This window comes from Pseudomonas sp. AS2.8 (genome assembly GCF_014190935.1).
In the GTDB taxonomy this organism is placed as follows: Bacteria; Pseudomonadota; Gammaproteobacteria; order Pseudomonadales; family Pseudomonadaceae; genus Chryseomonas.
On the sequence record NZ_JACHVV010000006.1, the window covers coordinates 89345 to 102850 of the forward strand.

Here is a 13506-nt window from a genome sequence, read left to right on the forward strand (position 1 = left end):
TCCCCTCCCGCAGCACGCCCTTCCCCTTCTCCCTCCGGGAGAGGGTCGGGGTGAGGGAAGCCCCAGGACCAGGCCCCTGGTGACAGGAGTGCTACCATAGCCGCCCGCTCCCCTCACCACCGAGACATCCCCGTCCATGTCCCAGCCCCAACCCGCCGCCGGCCAGTTGCAGCGCGGCCTGAAGAATCGTCATATCCAGCTGATCGCCCTCGGCGGGGCCATCGGCACCGGTCTGTTCCTCGGCTCGGCCGGGGTACTCAAGTCGGCCGGTCCGGCGATGATCCTCGGCTATGCCATCGCCGGCTTCATCGCCTTCCTAATCATGCGCCAACTCGGCGAGATGATCGTCGAGGAGCCCGTGGCCGGCTCCTTCAGCCACTTCGCCAGTCGCTACTGGGGCCGCTTCCCGGGCTTTCTCTCCGGCTGGAACTACTGGGTGCTCTACGTGCTGGTAGGCATGTCGGAGCTCACCGCGGTGGGCAAGTACGTGCAGTACTGGTGGCCCGAGGTACCGACCTGGGCCAGCGCCCTGGTGTTCTTCGTGCTGGTCAACGCCATCAACCTGTTCAACGTGAAGGCCTTCGGCGAAACCGAGTTCTGGTTCGCGCTGATCAAGGTGGTGGCCATCCTCGGCATGATGGCCTTCGGGCTCTGGCTGCTGGTCAGCGGCAGTGGCGGTCCCGAGGCCTCGGTGAGCAATCTCTGGAACCATGGCGGCTTCCTGCCCAACGGCTGGAGCGGCCTGTTCGCGGTGCTGGCGATCATCATGTTTTCCTTTGGCGGCCTGGAGCTGGTGGGCATCACCGCCGCCGAAGCCGACCAGCCGCGCACCGTGATCCCCAAGGCCATCAACCAGGTGGTCTGGCGCATCCTGATCTTCTATGTCGGCGCCCTGACCATCCTGCTGTCGCTGCATCCCTGGGACGAACTGGTGCGCAGCATCGGCGCCGGCGGCGACGACTACGCCGGCAGCCCCTTCGTGCAGACCTTCGCCCTGCTTGGCAGCGACACCGCCGCCCACCTGCTCAACTTCGTGGTGCTGACCGCGGCGCTGTCGGTCTACAACAGCGGTGTCTACTGCACCAGCCGGATGCTCTACGGCCTGGCCGAACAGGGTGATGCCCCCCGCGCCCTGCTGCGTACCAATCGCCGTGGCGTGCCCCTGCTGGGCATCGCCGTGTCCTCGGCGGTGACCCTGCTCTGCGTGCTGGTCAACTACCTGCTGCCGCAGAATGCCCTGGAGCTGCTGATGTCGCTGGTGGTGGCCTCGCTGGTGATCGCCTGGGCGCTGATCAGCCTGACCCACCTGAAATTCCGCGCTGCCCAGCGCCAGGCCGGGCGCACCTCGCACTTCCCGGCGTTCTGGTCGCCCTTCGTCAACTGGCTGTGCCTGGCCTTCGTCGGCATGATCCTGGTGCTGATGCTGCGCATCCCCGGCATCGCCGTCTCGGTCTACGCCATCCCGGTCTGGCTGGCCTTCCTGTTCCTCTGCTACAAGCTGCGCCGCGGCTGATCATCCTCGCACCCGTAGGTTGGGCTGAGCGAAGCGAAGCCCAACACCTGCATCATGCACCGCTCGTTGGGCTTCGACGATGGAGCCGTCTCAGCCCAACCTGCCCCGCTACTCGAACGGCACCCAGGGCCGCTGCGGCTTCATGATGATGCAGCCGTCCTCGCCCACCGCCCAGATGTCGTAGAAGCGATTGTCCACCAGGCGCGTGGCGGCGCCCGGCACGGCCACCCGCTGGCTGCAGCTGTCGCTGTCGGCATCGTCGATCACCCCCAGGTCCAGCAGGCGTTCGGCGATCATGAAGTTGCCCGGCGACAGGCCGAGGATGAAGGGCAACACCGGCACCTGCTCGAAGGTCTTCTGCGCCAGCGGCAGCCAGGCCACCTCCAGCGGACCGCCAGTCCAGAGCAGACGCCTGAGCGACCGCAGCTCCGGGCGACTGCTGAGATCGTGGTGCAGCTCTTGGACGAACCCGCGCTCGAAAGTCTTCTGCGCCGAGAGCACCTGGCCATAGGCATAGGCCAGTGACAGCATCCACAGCACCGGCAGCACCAGCAGCCAGGTCAGCCGTGGCTGGAATCGCTCCAGCAGATCATGGGCCAGCAACAGCGCCAGGGTCAGGATGACCGCCAGCCCCATCAGGGTGCGGGCTTCGAGGATGAAATCGCTGAACAGCAGGGTGATGCCGGCCACGCAGGCGGCCAGCACCGGCAGGGTCGCACCGTACAGCAGCAGGGGCAGCAGCGCCCGCCGGCCATAGGCGCGGGCATAGGTCAGGGCCCCCAGGCCGTAACCGATCGTGGCCAGCCCGCCGAACAGCCACCACAGCCAGAGATTGCCCGGGGTGACCAGCAGGCCGACGCTGTGCAGCACCTCGCCCAGTCGGTGCCAGAGCTCCGGCAGTACCTGGCCGCCCACGCCGGCGTGCCGCGTGGTCGCCATCAGCTGGTAGGCGGTGAGGAAGTAGAGGGTGCAACCCAGCAGCAGCTGCAGGCCCTGGCGCAGCACCAGCCGCAGGGCCTGCTCCGGGGCCTCGCGGCGCTGCACGACGCGGATCAGCTCCAGGCAGCAGAGGCCGACGAAGACATTGAGCGCCACCTGGTAGAAGGCGATGGCCGCCGCCAGCAGCACCGCCGGCAGCAGCAGCGCCAGCGCGGTATGGCGACTGCGATAGATCACCGCATAGATCACCGCCACCAGGCTCAGGGCCATGGTCGGGCCGTCGTACTGGTAGGTCAGATTGCCTAGCCAGAACGGCGAGAACCACAGCGGCAGGAGGGCCAGGCACTGGGTCGGCCGCGGCGCGCCGAAACAGTGCCTGGCCAGGTCGGTCAGGGCCCAGGCGGCTGCGGCGCAGGCGATCAGCAGCGGCAGGGGGAAGAGATTGAGGGTGCTGCCGCTGAAGGTCAGCAGCCGGTAGAAGACTTCGGTCAGCACCCGCCCCTGCTGCCGCCACTCCGGGCCGTTCTCCAGCTGGATGCGCCAGTTGTCATCGACATAGGGGAAGTCGACCAGGATGAAGGGCAGGACGAACAGCAGCAGCGCGGAAAAGAACAGCGCCCGGGTCTGCACCGGGGTGAGCGTCTGGGGCATGGCGGCGGATCCGAATCCGGCTTCGACGGGAGACGCAGCCGCCACCACCCGAAGCGATAGCGGCGCCGGCTGCGTGAGGGTCAGTCCTGCAGGGCCAGCTGGCAGATCCGCTCGCAGAGTTCGTCGAAGTCGATACCCATGGCCGCCGCCGATTGCGGCAGCAGGCTGGTGGCGGTCATCCCCGGCAGGGTGTTGACCTCCAGGCACCAGAGCCGCCCTTCTGCATCCAGGCGGAAGTCGGCACGGCTGTAGCCGTCGAGCTTGAGCGCCCGATGCGCGGCCAGGGCCAGGCGGCGCGCTTCCTCGGCGATCTCGGACGAGACCTCGGCCGGAAACACTTCCACCGCGCCCTTGGGCTGGTACTTGCTGGTGTAGTCGAACACCCCGCTCTGGCCGAGGACGATCTCGCCCACCGCCAGCGGCTGGTCGCCCAGCACGCCCACGGTCAGCTCGCGCCCGGCGACGAAGCGCTCGATCATCACCTCGCGGTCATAGCGCAGCGCCAGCTCGATGGCCGGTTGCAGGTCCTCGGCGCGGCTGACCTTGCTCAGGCCCACGGTGGAGCCCTGCTGGCTGGGTTTGACGATCACCGGAAAGCCCAGGGTCGCGGCCACGGTCGCGGCATCTGCCGGCGCCATCAGCCAGTCGGCAGTGGGTACGCCAGCGGCGCGGAACAGCCGCTTGCTAAGGTCCTTGTCCATGGCCACGGCACTGCCCACCCGGCCGCTGCCGGTGTAGCGCAATTGGGCCAGGTCGAGCAGGGTCTGCAGGGTGCCGTTCTCGCCGGTGCCGCCGTGCAGGGCGAGGAACAGCAGATCCTGGTCGCCCAGCTGGGCACGGCTGAGCAGCGCGCCGGCATCCTGGCCACGCATCCGCACCAGGGCAGTCCGCTCCGGCGGTTCGAGGCCGACCCGGGCTTCCAGCAGGGCGCGTTCGGCATCCTCGTCGAGCAGGCCCAGGGCGGTATCCACGGTCACCACCTGGTGCCCGCGCCGGCGCAGGGCCGCCACCACCTGGGCACCGCTGGCGATGGACACGTCGCGTTCTTCGCTGGTGCCGCCGAGCAGGACCGCGATCTTCAGCTTGTCCTTGACCATCATTCGTCCTCGAAAACGTAGCTGCCGGGCGCGAGATTCTCGAACCGGGTGTATTTGCCGATGAAGGCCAGCCGCGTGGTGCCGATCGGACCGTTACGCTGCTTGCCGATGATGATTTCCGCCACGCCCTTGTATTCGGTCTCCGGGTGATACACCTCGTCCCGGTAGACGAACATGATTACGTCGGCGTCCTGCTCGATGGCCCCCGATTCGCGCAGGTCGGAGTTCACCGGGCGCTTGTTCGGCCGCTGTTCCAGCGAGCGGTTGAGCTGGGAGAGCGCCACCACCGGGCAGTTGAATTCCTTGGCCAGACCCTTGAGCGAGCGCGAGATCTCGGAGATCTCGGCGGTCCGGTTCTCGCCGCTGCTGCCGCCGATCTGCATCAGCTGCAGGTAGTCCACCATGATCAGCCCTAAATCGCCGTGCTCGCGGACCAGGCGCCGGGTGCGGGCGCGCATTTCCGAAGGACTGATGCCGGCGGTATCGTCGATGAACAGCTTGCGGTCGTTGAGCAGGTTGACCGCCGAGGTCAGCCGCGGCCAGTCGTCGTCGTCCAGCTTGCCGGAACGCACCTTGGTCTGGTCGATGCGGCCGAGGGACGAGAGCATCCGCAGCACGATGGAGTCGGCGGGCATCTCCAGGGAGAACACCAGAACCGCCTTGTCGGTGCGCAGTACCGCGTTCTCCACGAGGTTCATGGCGAAGGTGGTCTTGCCCATGGACGGACGACCGGCAACGATGATCAGGTCCGCCGGCTGCAGGCCGCTGGTCTTTTCGTCCAGATCGGCGAAACCGGTGGAGACCCCGGTGATGGCTTCGCTGGAGTTGAACAGGGTGTCGATGCGATCAATGGCCTTGGTCAGGATGTCGTTGACCCCGACCGGACCACCGGATTTCGGGCGGGCCTCGGCGATCTCGAAGATCTTGCGCTCGGCTTCGTCGAGCAGCTCGTTGGCCCCGCGGCCTTCCGGGTTGTAGGCACTGTCGGCGATGTCGGCGCTGATGCCGATCAACTGCCGCAGGGTGGCCCGCTCGCGCACGATCTGCGCATAGGCCTTGATGTTGGCCACCGAGGGGGTGTTCCTGGCCAGCTCGGCCAGATAGGCCAGGCCGCCCACCTGGGGCAGCTGGCCTTCGTTGTCCAGCTGTTCGGACAGGGTCACCACGTCGAACGGCTGGTTGCGCTCGGCCAGACGGGCCACGGCGCGGAAGATGAGTCGGTGGTCGTGGCGATAGAAGTCGCCATCGGACACCTGATCGAGCACGCGCTCCCAGGCGTTGTTGTCCAGCATCAGACCACCCAGCACGGCCTGCTCGGCCTCGATGGAGTGCGGCGGGACCTTGAGGGCAGCGGTCTGCAGATCGTACTGCTCGGGCAGGGAAATCTCGTTCATGCGCAGGTCTTGGGCCCCCATTGCGGGCGGCGAAATGATTTTTCGGACGGCAGAAAAGACAAAGGGCACGTCACTGCCTTGGCAATGACGTGCCCGATTGTCGACAGACCGGCGCCGGGGCGCAAGTCCGCCAGTCAGGCGACGGCGCGCTTATTCAGCGACGACGACGATCTTGACGGTAGCTTCGACGTCGGTGTGCAGGTGCACTTCGACATCGTATTCGCCAACGCTGCGCAGCGCGCCGTTGGGCAGGCGAACTTCGCTCTTGTCCAGCTCGACGCCGGCGGCGCTGACGGCTTCGGCGATGTCGCGGGTGCCGATGGAACCGAACAGCTTGCCTTCGTCGCCGGAGTTGGCGGCGATGGTTACGGTCAGGTCAGCCAGCTTGGCAGCACGGGCGTCAGCCTCGGACTTCTTCTCGGCAGCCTGCTTCTCGAGCTCGGCGCGACGAGCTTCGAAAGCCTCGACGTTGGCAGCGGTGGCTGCGGTGGCCTTGCCCTGCGGCAGCAGGAAGTTACGGGCGTAGCCGCCCTTGACGTTCACTTTGTCGCCCAGGTTGCCCAGATTGGCGATCTTTTCCAGCAGGATGACATCCATTGAGTCTTTCCTCTTAACTTTTAACCTTCACCGTCCGCGGGCCCCTGCGGCTCTTGCGCAGACCGCCCACGGAAATCGAACACGCTATCGATCACAGCCAGAATCACCAACAACGGATAGATCAGCTGCCCGAACAGCAGCAGCGTCACGTACAGCCCCACCAGCCAGAATCCTGCCAGGCGCTTGGCCGCCACCAGCCCGTGCAGCAGGGCGATGCCGGCAAAGGCCAGCGGCACGCTGCACAGCGGAGTCAGCAGGCCAAGCCCGCTGCCCAGGTTCGGCGCCAGCACCAGCAGGGCCAGGAGGCCGAGCGCGATGGCCGGACGCAGACGCAGGACGCCAAATTCGCGACCGAACCCCTGGGGGTTGTACAGCGCCGCCTGCCAGTAGCGCCCGAGCATCAGGCACAGCAGGCAGGTGATCTGGAAGAACGCCGCCATCAGGCCGGTCAGCACGGGCAGCAGCAACTGCTGCAACTGCGCCTGCTTTTCCGGCGGCAACTGCGCCGCGCTCGGGCCCAACACCTGGGGCAGCAACCGGCGGATTTCCTCCGCCAGTTGCGCGATGCCCTCGGCATAGACCTGCCCCAGCACCAGGGCGAAAACCAACCCCAGCGGGACACTGGCCAACAACACCCGTGTCCAGGACAGGCTCTGGCGCAAAATGGCCGCCAGCAGCGTCGAACCCAGCAACACCAGCACGATGCTGGCATCACCCAGATACAGCCAGAACAGCGCTGGCAGCAGGGCCCAGACCAGCACCCCGGCCGCCGCGGCGGGTCCCCGGCGCAACAGCACCAGGCTGCCACCAGCAGCGGTCATCCAGTACAGCAGCGGCACGACTGCACCCAGCACCACCACGAGGGTGGCTTGAGTACGGCCGCGCATGATGAACTCAGCCAGAGGCCGCATGCCGTGTTTATCCGTTATTCGTGATCAGGCGTCGATCAACGACCGTGGCTGTCGGTGTAGGGCAGCAGGGCCAGGTAACGGGCACGCTTGATGGCGGCGCCCAGCTGACGCTGGTACTTGGCCTTGGTGCCAGTGATACGGCTCGGGACGATCTTGCCGGTTTCGGAGACGTAGGCCTTCAGGGTGTTGAGATCCTTGTAGTCGATCTCTTTCACGCCTTCGGCGGTGAAACGGCAGAACTTACGACGACGGAAGAAACGTGCCATGACAATGATTCCTCGCTAGATCCAGATTACTCGGCGCTGTCGGCGTCGTCGGAGTTGCCTTCGGCGGACTCGGACTCGGACTCGGCAGGACGCTCGCGACGCTCGCGACGCTCGTTGCGGTTTTCTTCGGCCTTGAGCATCTCGGATTGACCGGTGACGGCCTCGTCACGGCGCAGGATCATGTTGCGGATCACGGCGTCGTTGTAGCGGAAGTTGTCTTCCAGCTCGGCCAGGGCCTTAGCGCTGCACTCGATGTTCATGAGTACATAGTGAGCCTTGTGAACGTTGTCGATGGCGTAAGCCAGCTGACGACGGCCCCAGTCTTCCAGGCGATGGACTTTGCCACCGTCTTCTTCGATAGCCTTGGTGTAGCGCTCGACCATGCCGCCCACCTGTTCGCTCTGGTCCGGATGAACCAGGAACACGACTTCGTAATGACGCATTTAATGCTCCTTACGGGTTGCAGCCTGCCGCGGAAACGCGGTCAGACAAGGAGTGAATAGTTCGGATGACTTGCCCTGCGGAATGCGGACGCACTCCGGGCAAGGGGCAACATTCTAGAGAAGGGCGCCGGAGGGCGCAACCGCAGGCATGCCCGGCGCGACCGCCGGACAACCACAGACACTCAGCGTTGCACGTCGGCCAGGGCCTGGCGGATCTTGTTCAGGTCATAGGGCTTGATCAGCACCCCGACCCGCGCTTCCATGCCCGGCTCGCGCTCGAAGGCATAACCCGAGGCGACGACGATGCGCAGCGTCGGATCCATCGCCAGGGCGCGCCGGGTCAACTCGATGCCGGACATGCCGCCCAGCCCGATATCGGTGAACAGCACATCGTGTTCGCGCTGCGGCAGCAACTCCAGGGCAGCCTCTGCCGAGGCGACAGCCGTGACCTGATGGTCCAGCTCCTCGATGACTTCGGTGGTCAGCATGCGCAGCGTGGCATCGTCTTCGACGAGCAGCACTCGCAAGCCTACCGGCTCTTGGATCTCCTGACTCACGCGGGCATCCTCTTGTTGACAGGTCTCGCTCCGGGCTTTCCCGGGGCGAGGCCGGTATTCTGCGCACTGCAGCGCGATTCGTATAGTGCGATACGCACTGCGTAGGTACCCAGACGTTTCCTGGCGTGGGCTACCGCGGCGCAGAGGCGCGTCTTTGACGCACGGCCTCGAACAGGCAGACCCCGGTCGCCACCGAGACATTGAGACTGCTGACGCTGCCAGCCATGGGCAGTCGGGCCAGATGATCGCAATGCTCGCGGGTCAGCCGGCGCATGCCCTTGCCCTCGGCGCCCATGACCACCACGGTCGGTCCACTCATGTCGACGTCGTAGATCTCCTGGGTCGCCTCACCGGCGGTACCGACGATCCACAGGCCGCGCTTCTGCAGCTTTTCCAGGGTCCGCGCCAGGTTGGTGACAGCCACCAGCGGCAACACCTCGGCAGCACCACAGGCCACCTTGCGCACCACGGCGGTCAGGGTAGCCGACTTGTCCTTGGGCACGATGACCGCCAGGGCCCCGGCCGCGTCGGCGCTGCGCAGGCAGGCACCGAGGTTGTGCGGATCGGTCACGCCATCGAGCACCAGCAGCAGCGGCGGTCCTTCGGCCCGGTCGAGCAACTCCTCGAGCATGGCCTCGCCCCAGACCTGACTCGGGCTGACCTGGGCCACCACGCCCTGATGCACACCCTCGGCCAGCTCGTCGAGCAAGGCCCGCGGCTTGCTTTCCACCGCCAGACGCTGACCGGCGGCCAGCTCCAGCAGGGCATCGACCCGCGGCTCACGCCGCCCTTCGGCGATCCAGAGCTGCTTCACCCGCCGCGGATGGAAGCGCAGCAGCGCTTCCACGGCGTGGATACCGTAGACGGTTTCCAGCTGGCTCATGCGTTATCCTTGGGGCGCGACTGACCCTTGCGATGAGGCTTCTTGGCCTTGGTCCGGCTCTTGGCCGCGGCCTGAGCCTGACCTTCGGCCTTGGGCTTGCCCGCCGATTTCTTCTTGGCGGCAGCAGCCTTGGCCTTCTTGACCTTGGCTTCCACCGCCGCTGCGCCTTCGGCAGCCGAGCCCTTACCCTGACGCGCTGGCGCCGTACGGGTCTTGGCCGTATCGCTGGCCTTGCCCTTGTCGGTACTACCCTTGGCTTTGCCATTGGCCTTACCTTGGGTTTTGGGCTTGCCGCCCTCGACCTTGGCTTCGGCCAGCAGAGCCTGTTTCACCGCACGACTACGCTTGACGTCGGTATTACCGAGCAATTGATCGTCCTGCTTCGACGCCTTCGGCGAAGTCGCCTCAACCGAGGCTGGCACAGGCGCACTGGCATCCTGCGGCTGTTCCGCAGAGGCCGCGCGCCGACGATCACTGCGCGAGCGACGCGGTTCAGGCTCCGGCTCTGGCGAAACGCTTGCAGGCGTTGCCTCGACCGCTGCGGCGACACCTTGCTCCTGCGCGGGCGCATCACGACGACGACCGTTACGCGAGCGGCGGGATTCACGCTCCGGCTCCGGCGAAACGGCGTCAGCCGAAGTCTCGGCAATCGGGACGACGCTTGATTCTGGCGACGACCTTCCACGCCGACGGCCGCTACGCGAGCGGCGGGGCTCACGTTCCGCCTCCGGCGCGACGGCCTCAGCCTGGGGCTCGGCGACCGGGACAGCACCTGTCTCCTGCACTGGCGCTGGCGCACCGCGACGACGGTTGTCACGCTTATTGCGCGGCTCGCGCTCTTCACGCACGCGGGGCGCCCCGGCACTGGCCGGCAGCACGAAGTCGATCTTGCGCTCGTCCAGGTCGACGCGAGCCACCACCACCTCGAGCGGATCGCCGAGGCGATAGCTGCGACCGCTGCGCTCGCCGGAGAGGCGATGGTGGACGCTGTCGAAGTGGTAGTAGTCATCGGGCAGCGCGGTGACATGCACCAGGCCCTCGACGAACACCTCGGACAACTCGACGAACAGGCCGAAGCCGGTCACCGCGGTGATGACGCCGGCAAAGGTCTCGCCGACGCGATCCTTCATGAACTCGCACTTGAGCCAGTTGGAGACGTCCCGCGTGGCTTCGTCGGCGCGGCGCTCGGTCATGGAGCACTGCTCGCCGAGCTGATCCAGGCGCAATTCGTCGTAGGGATAGATGCGCGCCTTGGCCATGCTCGTCGCGCCTGCGCGCTTGACGTGCTTGGTCTCCAGCTTGGAGCGGATGACGCTGCGGATCGCCCGATGCACCAGCAGATCCGGATAGCGCCGGATCGGCGAGGTGAAATGGGTATAGGCCTCGTAGTTGAGACCGAAGTGACCGTTGTTGTCCGGGCTGTAGACCGCCTGGCTCAGCGACCTGAGCATCACCGTCTGGATCAGGCGGAAGTCCGGCCGCTCGCGGATCTGCTGCAGCAGCGCCTGGTAGTCAGACGGCACCGGATTGGCCTTGCCCTTGGTCAGCGACAGCCCCATCTCGCCGAGGAACTGCCGCAGATTGGTCTGCTTTTCCAGGGGTGGCGCATCGTGTACCCGGTAAAGGGCTGGCACCTTGTGCTTCTCGAGGAACTTGGCGGTGGCCACGTTGGCGCACAGCATGCATTCCTCGATCAGCTTGTGGGCATCGTTGCGCTGGGTCGGGCGGATCTCGGAGATCTTGCGGTCGGCGCCAAAGACGATGCGGGTGTCCTGGGTGTCGAAATCGATGGCCCCGCGGACGTGACGGGCAGCCAGCAGCACCTTGTACAGGCTGTAGAGCTGCTCCAGGTGCGGCACCACCTCGCCGAGCTGCTTGCGCAACTGCTTGCCTTCGGCCGACTTGGGCTGCTCCAGCACCGTGGAGACCTTATTGTAGGTCAGGCGCGCGTGGGAATGGATGACCGCTTCGTAGAACTGGTAGCCGGTCATGCGCCCGGAAGCGGCAATGGTCATCTCGCAGACCATGGCCAGGCGATCCACCTGGGGATTGAGCGAGCAGAGCCCGTTGGACAGCGCCTCGGGCAGCATGGGGATCACGCGCTCGGGGAAATACACCGAGTTGCCGCGCTTCTCCGCCTCGGCGTCCAGCGCCGAGCCGACCTTGACGTAGTGGGAGACGTCGGCGATGGCGACGTAGAGCCGCCAGCCCCCGGATTTCTTGGCTTCGGCATAGACGGCATCGTCGAAGTCGCGGGCGTCTTCGCCATCGATGGTCACGAAGGGCAACTGGCGCAGGTCGATGCGCTTCTGTTTGTCCTTTTCTTCCACCTCGGGCTTGAGCTTGGCGGCTTCCTTCTCGACGGCCTTGGGCCATTCGTTGGGGATGTCGTAGCTGCGCAGCGCCACCTCGATCTCCATGCCCGGCGCCATGTAGTCGCCGAGGATCTCGACCACTTCGCCCTGGGCCTGCCGGAAGGTGGTGGGCCACTCGTCGATGCGCACCTGCACGAACTGGCCGTGAGCGGCGCCGCCGTGCTTGCCTTCGGGCACCAGCACCTGCTGGCCGATCTTGGGATTGTCCGGCACCACGTAGGCCAGGCCGCTCTCCTGGAAGAAGCGACCGACCAGGGATTCGTGCGCCCGGGTGACCACCTCGACCAGGCCGCCTTCGCGACGACCGCGCCGATCGTGGCCGGCGACCCGCGCCAGGGCGATGTCCCCGTCGAACACCAGGCGCATCTGCGCCGGGCTGAGGAAGAGGTCGTCGCTACCGTCGTCGGGGATCAGGAAGCCGAAGCCATCACGATGGCCGGCGATGCGTCCGCGCACCAGATCCAGCTTGTCGATGGGCGCATAGGCACCGCGGCGGGTGTAGATCACCTGACCGTCGCGCTCCATGGCGCGCATGCGCCGCCGCAGGGCTTCGAGCTGGTCTTCGGTGACGAGACCGAATTCCTCGGCCAGCTGCGGCCGGGTGGCCGGGGCGCCGCGATCGGCAAGATGAGCCAGAATGAGTTCGCGACTCGGAATGGGGTTATCGTACTTTTCCGCTTCCCGGGCGGCCTCGGGATCGAGGGATTGCCAATCGGCCATCAGTCTGGGGTTACCTTCTAAGTCTGGGTTCGGTAGGAACTGCCATAAAGCCTATTGAAACGTGAAAACCGCGCAATAGTTAGCCTGGCATGCTCAATAAAAATATTTTTCACAGCAGGGGTTTACAAGCAAACGCCCCCTGAGTAAAGTGCCGCCCCACGACGTCGGGAGCAATCACGACGCCGGAGATGAGCAATCATCGCCTTGAGTGCCCAGGTGGCGGAATTGGTAGACGCACTAGGTTCAGGTCCTAGCGGTGGCAACACCGTGGAAGTTCGAGTCTTCTCCTGGGCACCACTCATTATAGTCGATCGATTTGCAGATCGGTCGACGAAAAGCCGGCGCTAGCCGGTTTTTTAATCCTGAAACCCGCAAGGGTGACGGGAAGCGATCAGAAGTCGCACTGCAGGCCCAGGTGGCGGAATTGGTAGACGCACTAGGTTCAGGTCCTAGCGGTGGCAACACCGTGGAAGTTCGAGTCTTCTCCTGGGCACCAATACCAAGCGGACGATCCCAGATCGGACGCAACAGAAAAAACCGGCTTCGGCCGGTTTTTTCTTGCCCGCGAAAAGGCGCGGGCCTCCCTACGCCTTGAATTGCCCCAGGCTGCCGCGCAGCTGAGCGGCCAGTTCCGCCAGGGTACGACTGCTGTCCGCGGTCGCCGCCACCGACTCGGCTGCACGCAGCGCCTCGCCATGGATGACCTCGACCCGCTGGCGCACCGCTGCGGCGCCCGCCGCCTGACGCTGGGCCGCCTGGGCAGCCGTGCTCATGCTGGCATGCACCTGATCCACCGCGCGGTGGACATCCTGCTGGATGCGCTTGCTGTCGCGCAGCACGGCCAGCCCGCTGCTGGCCTGCTGGCGCGCCTCGCCTATGGCAGCGACGGCCTCGCGCGCCCCTTCCTGCAGTCCGGCGATGTGCGTCCGGATGCTGCCGGTGGATTCCTGGGTCTTGCTGGCCAGCGCCCGCACCTCGTCGGCGACCACCGCGAAGCCACGCCCGCTCTCGCCGGCCCGGGCCGCCTCGATGGCCGCATTGAGCGCCAGCAGATTGGTCTGCTCGGCGATCCCGCGGATCACGTCCAGCACCACCTCGATCTGCTCGCTTTGCGCGGCCAGCCGTTCGATCACCTGGGCCCCCGATTCGACCTGGGTCAC

At 66.0% G+C, this 13506-nt stretch carries 11 protein-coding genes, 2 tRNA genes and 1 pseudogene; 3 read left to right on the plus strand and 11 right to left on the minus strand.

All coding sequences use genetic code 11. The features are described 5' to 3' along the window. Positions 1–136 precede the first annotated feature (136 nt). Positions 137–1513 carry an amino acid permease gene (locus tag FHR73_RS21420; RefSeq protein WP_183633922.1) on the plus strand — a complete coding sequence of 459 codons (1377 nt, stop codon included), beginning with the start codon at positions 137–139 and terminating at the stop codon, positions 1511–1513. 108 nt (positions 1514–1621) lie between these two features. Here the strand turns inward: FHR73_RS21420 and FHR73_RS21425 are convergent, their stop codons facing one another. The 10 genes from FHR73_RS21425 to rnr form a co-directional block, all read right to left on the minus strand. Beyond that, positions 1622–3103, minus strand: coding sequence for a glucosyltransferase domain-containing protein (locus FHR73_RS21425; protein WP_183633923.1), 1482 nt, complete (start codon positions 3101–3103; stop codon positions 1622–1624). Between the two features lie 80 nt (positions 3104–3183). After that, complete coding sequence (locus FHR73_RS21430; protein WP_183633924.1) at positions 3184–4200, minus strand: D-alanine--D-alanine ligase; 1017 nt, start codon at positions 4198–4200, stop codon at positions 3184–3186. Next, on the minus strand, positions 4200–5594 hold the full coding sequence (dnaB, locus tag FHR73_RS21435; RefSeq protein ID WP_183633926.1) for a replicative DNA helicase: 1395 nt from the start codon (positions 5592–5594) through the stop codon (positions 4200–4202). The genes FHR73_RS21430 and dnaB overlap by 1 nt, the downstream gene beginning before the upstream one ends. A gap of 150 nt (positions 5595–5744) precedes the next feature. Next, positions 5745–6191 (minus strand): 50S ribosomal protein L9, encoded by a 447-nt coding sequence (gene rplI, locus FHR73_RS21440; protein ID WP_158896715.1) that lies wholly within the window; start codon positions 6189–6191, stop codon positions 5745–5747. Between the two features lie 20 nt (positions 6192–6211). After that, the gene (locus FHR73_RS21445; RefSeq protein ID WP_183633927.1) at positions 6212–7102 is read right to left on the minus strand and encodes a hypothetical protein; all 891 of its coding nucleotides are present in this window, start codon (positions 7100–7102) and stop codon (positions 6212–6214) included. A gap of 35 nt (positions 7103–7137) precedes the next feature. Beyond that, positions 7138–7368, minus strand: coding sequence for a 30S ribosomal protein S18 (rpsR, locus tag FHR73_RS21450; RefSeq protein WP_059316384.1), 231 nt, complete (start codon positions 7366–7368; stop codon positions 7138–7140). Positions 7369–7394: 26 nt separating this feature from the next. Next, a complete protein-coding gene (rpsF, locus tag FHR73_RS21455; protein ID WP_007161146.1) occupies positions 7395–7811 on the minus strand; it encodes a 30S ribosomal protein S6 in 417 nt (138 codons plus the stop codon). A 182-nt stretch (positions 7812–7993) separates the two neighbouring features. After that, the gene (locus tag FHR73_RS21460) at positions 7994–8368 is read right to left on the minus strand and encodes a response regulator (RefSeq protein ID WP_007161147.1); all 375 of its coding nucleotides are present in this window, start codon (positions 8366–8368) and stop codon (positions 7994–7996) included. Between the two features lie 130 nt (positions 8369–8498). Beyond that, positions 8499–9251: a 23S rRNA (guanosine(2251)-2'-O)-methyltransferase RlmB gene (gene rlmB / locus FHR73_RS21465; protein ID WP_183633928.1), complete on the minus strand. Its 753-nt coding sequence runs from the start codon at positions 9249–9251 to the stop codon at positions 8499–8501. Further along, positions 9248–12346 (minus strand): ribonuclease R, encoded by a 3099-nt coding sequence (rnr, locus tag FHR73_RS21470; RefSeq protein WP_183633929.1) that lies wholly within the window; start codon positions 12344–12346, stop codon positions 9248–9250. The genes rlmB and rnr overlap by 4 nt, the downstream gene beginning before the upstream one ends. 210 nt (positions 12347–12556) lie before the next feature. Between rnr and FHR73_RS21475 the strand changes: the two genes are divergently transcribed. Then, a tRNA-Leu gene (locus FHR73_RS21475) sits at positions 12557–12643 on the plus strand. A gap of 112 nt (positions 12644–12755) precedes the next feature. Continuing rightward, positions 12756–12842 (plus strand) — tRNA-Leu (locus tag FHR73_RS21480). Between the two features lie 88 nt (positions 12843–12930). Here FHR73_RS21480 and FHR73_RS22970 read toward each other — a convergent pair. Then, positions 12931–13446, minus strand: a pseudogene (locus FHR73_RS22970) (methyl-accepting chemotaxis protein); the annotation flags it as partial. Between the last annotated feature and the right edge of the window lie 60 nt (positions 13447–13506).

Bases quoted from the DNA above. Each gene is read 5' to 3' on its own strand.
- dnaB (WP_183633926.1), bottom strand. From the start codon at position 5,594: ATGAACGAGATTTCCCTGCCCGAGCAGTACGATCTGCAGACCGCTGCC.
- rnr (WP_183633929.1), bottom strand. From the start codon at position 12,346: ATGGCCGATTGGCAATCCCTCGATCCCGAGGCCGCCCGGGAAGCGGAA.
- FHR73_RS21425 (WP_183633923.1), bottom strand. From the start codon at position 3,103: ATGCCCCAGACGCTCACCCCGGTGCAGACCCGGGCGCTGTTCTTTTCC.
- rpsF (WP_007161146.1), bottom strand. From the start codon at position 7,811: ATGCGTCATTACGAAGTCGTGTTCCTGGTTCATCCGGACCAGAGCGAA.
- rpsR (WP_059316384.1), bottom strand. From the start codon at position 7,368: ATGGCACGTTTCTTCCGTCGTCGTAAGTTCTGCCGTTTCACCGCCGAA.
- FHR73_RS21445 (WP_183633927.1), bottom strand. From the start codon at position 7,102: ATGCGGCCTCTGGCTGAGTTCATCATGCGCGGCCGTACTCAAGCCACC.
- FHR73_RS21430 (WP_183633924.1), bottom strand. From the start codon at position 4,200: ATGGTCAAGGACAAGCTGAAGATCGCGGTCCTGCTCGGCGGCACCAGC.
- FHR73_RS21420 (WP_183633922.1), top strand. From the start codon at position 137: ATGTCCCAGCCCCAACCCGCCGCCGGCCAGTTGCAGCGCGGCCTGAAG.
- rlmB (WP_183633928.1), bottom strand. From the start codon at position 9,251: ATGAGCCAGCTGGAAACCGTCTACGGTATCCACGCCGTGGAAGCGCTG.
- rplI (WP_158896715.1), bottom strand. From the start codon at position 6,191: ATGGATGTCATCCTGCTGGAAAAGATCGCCAATCTGGGCAACCTGGGC.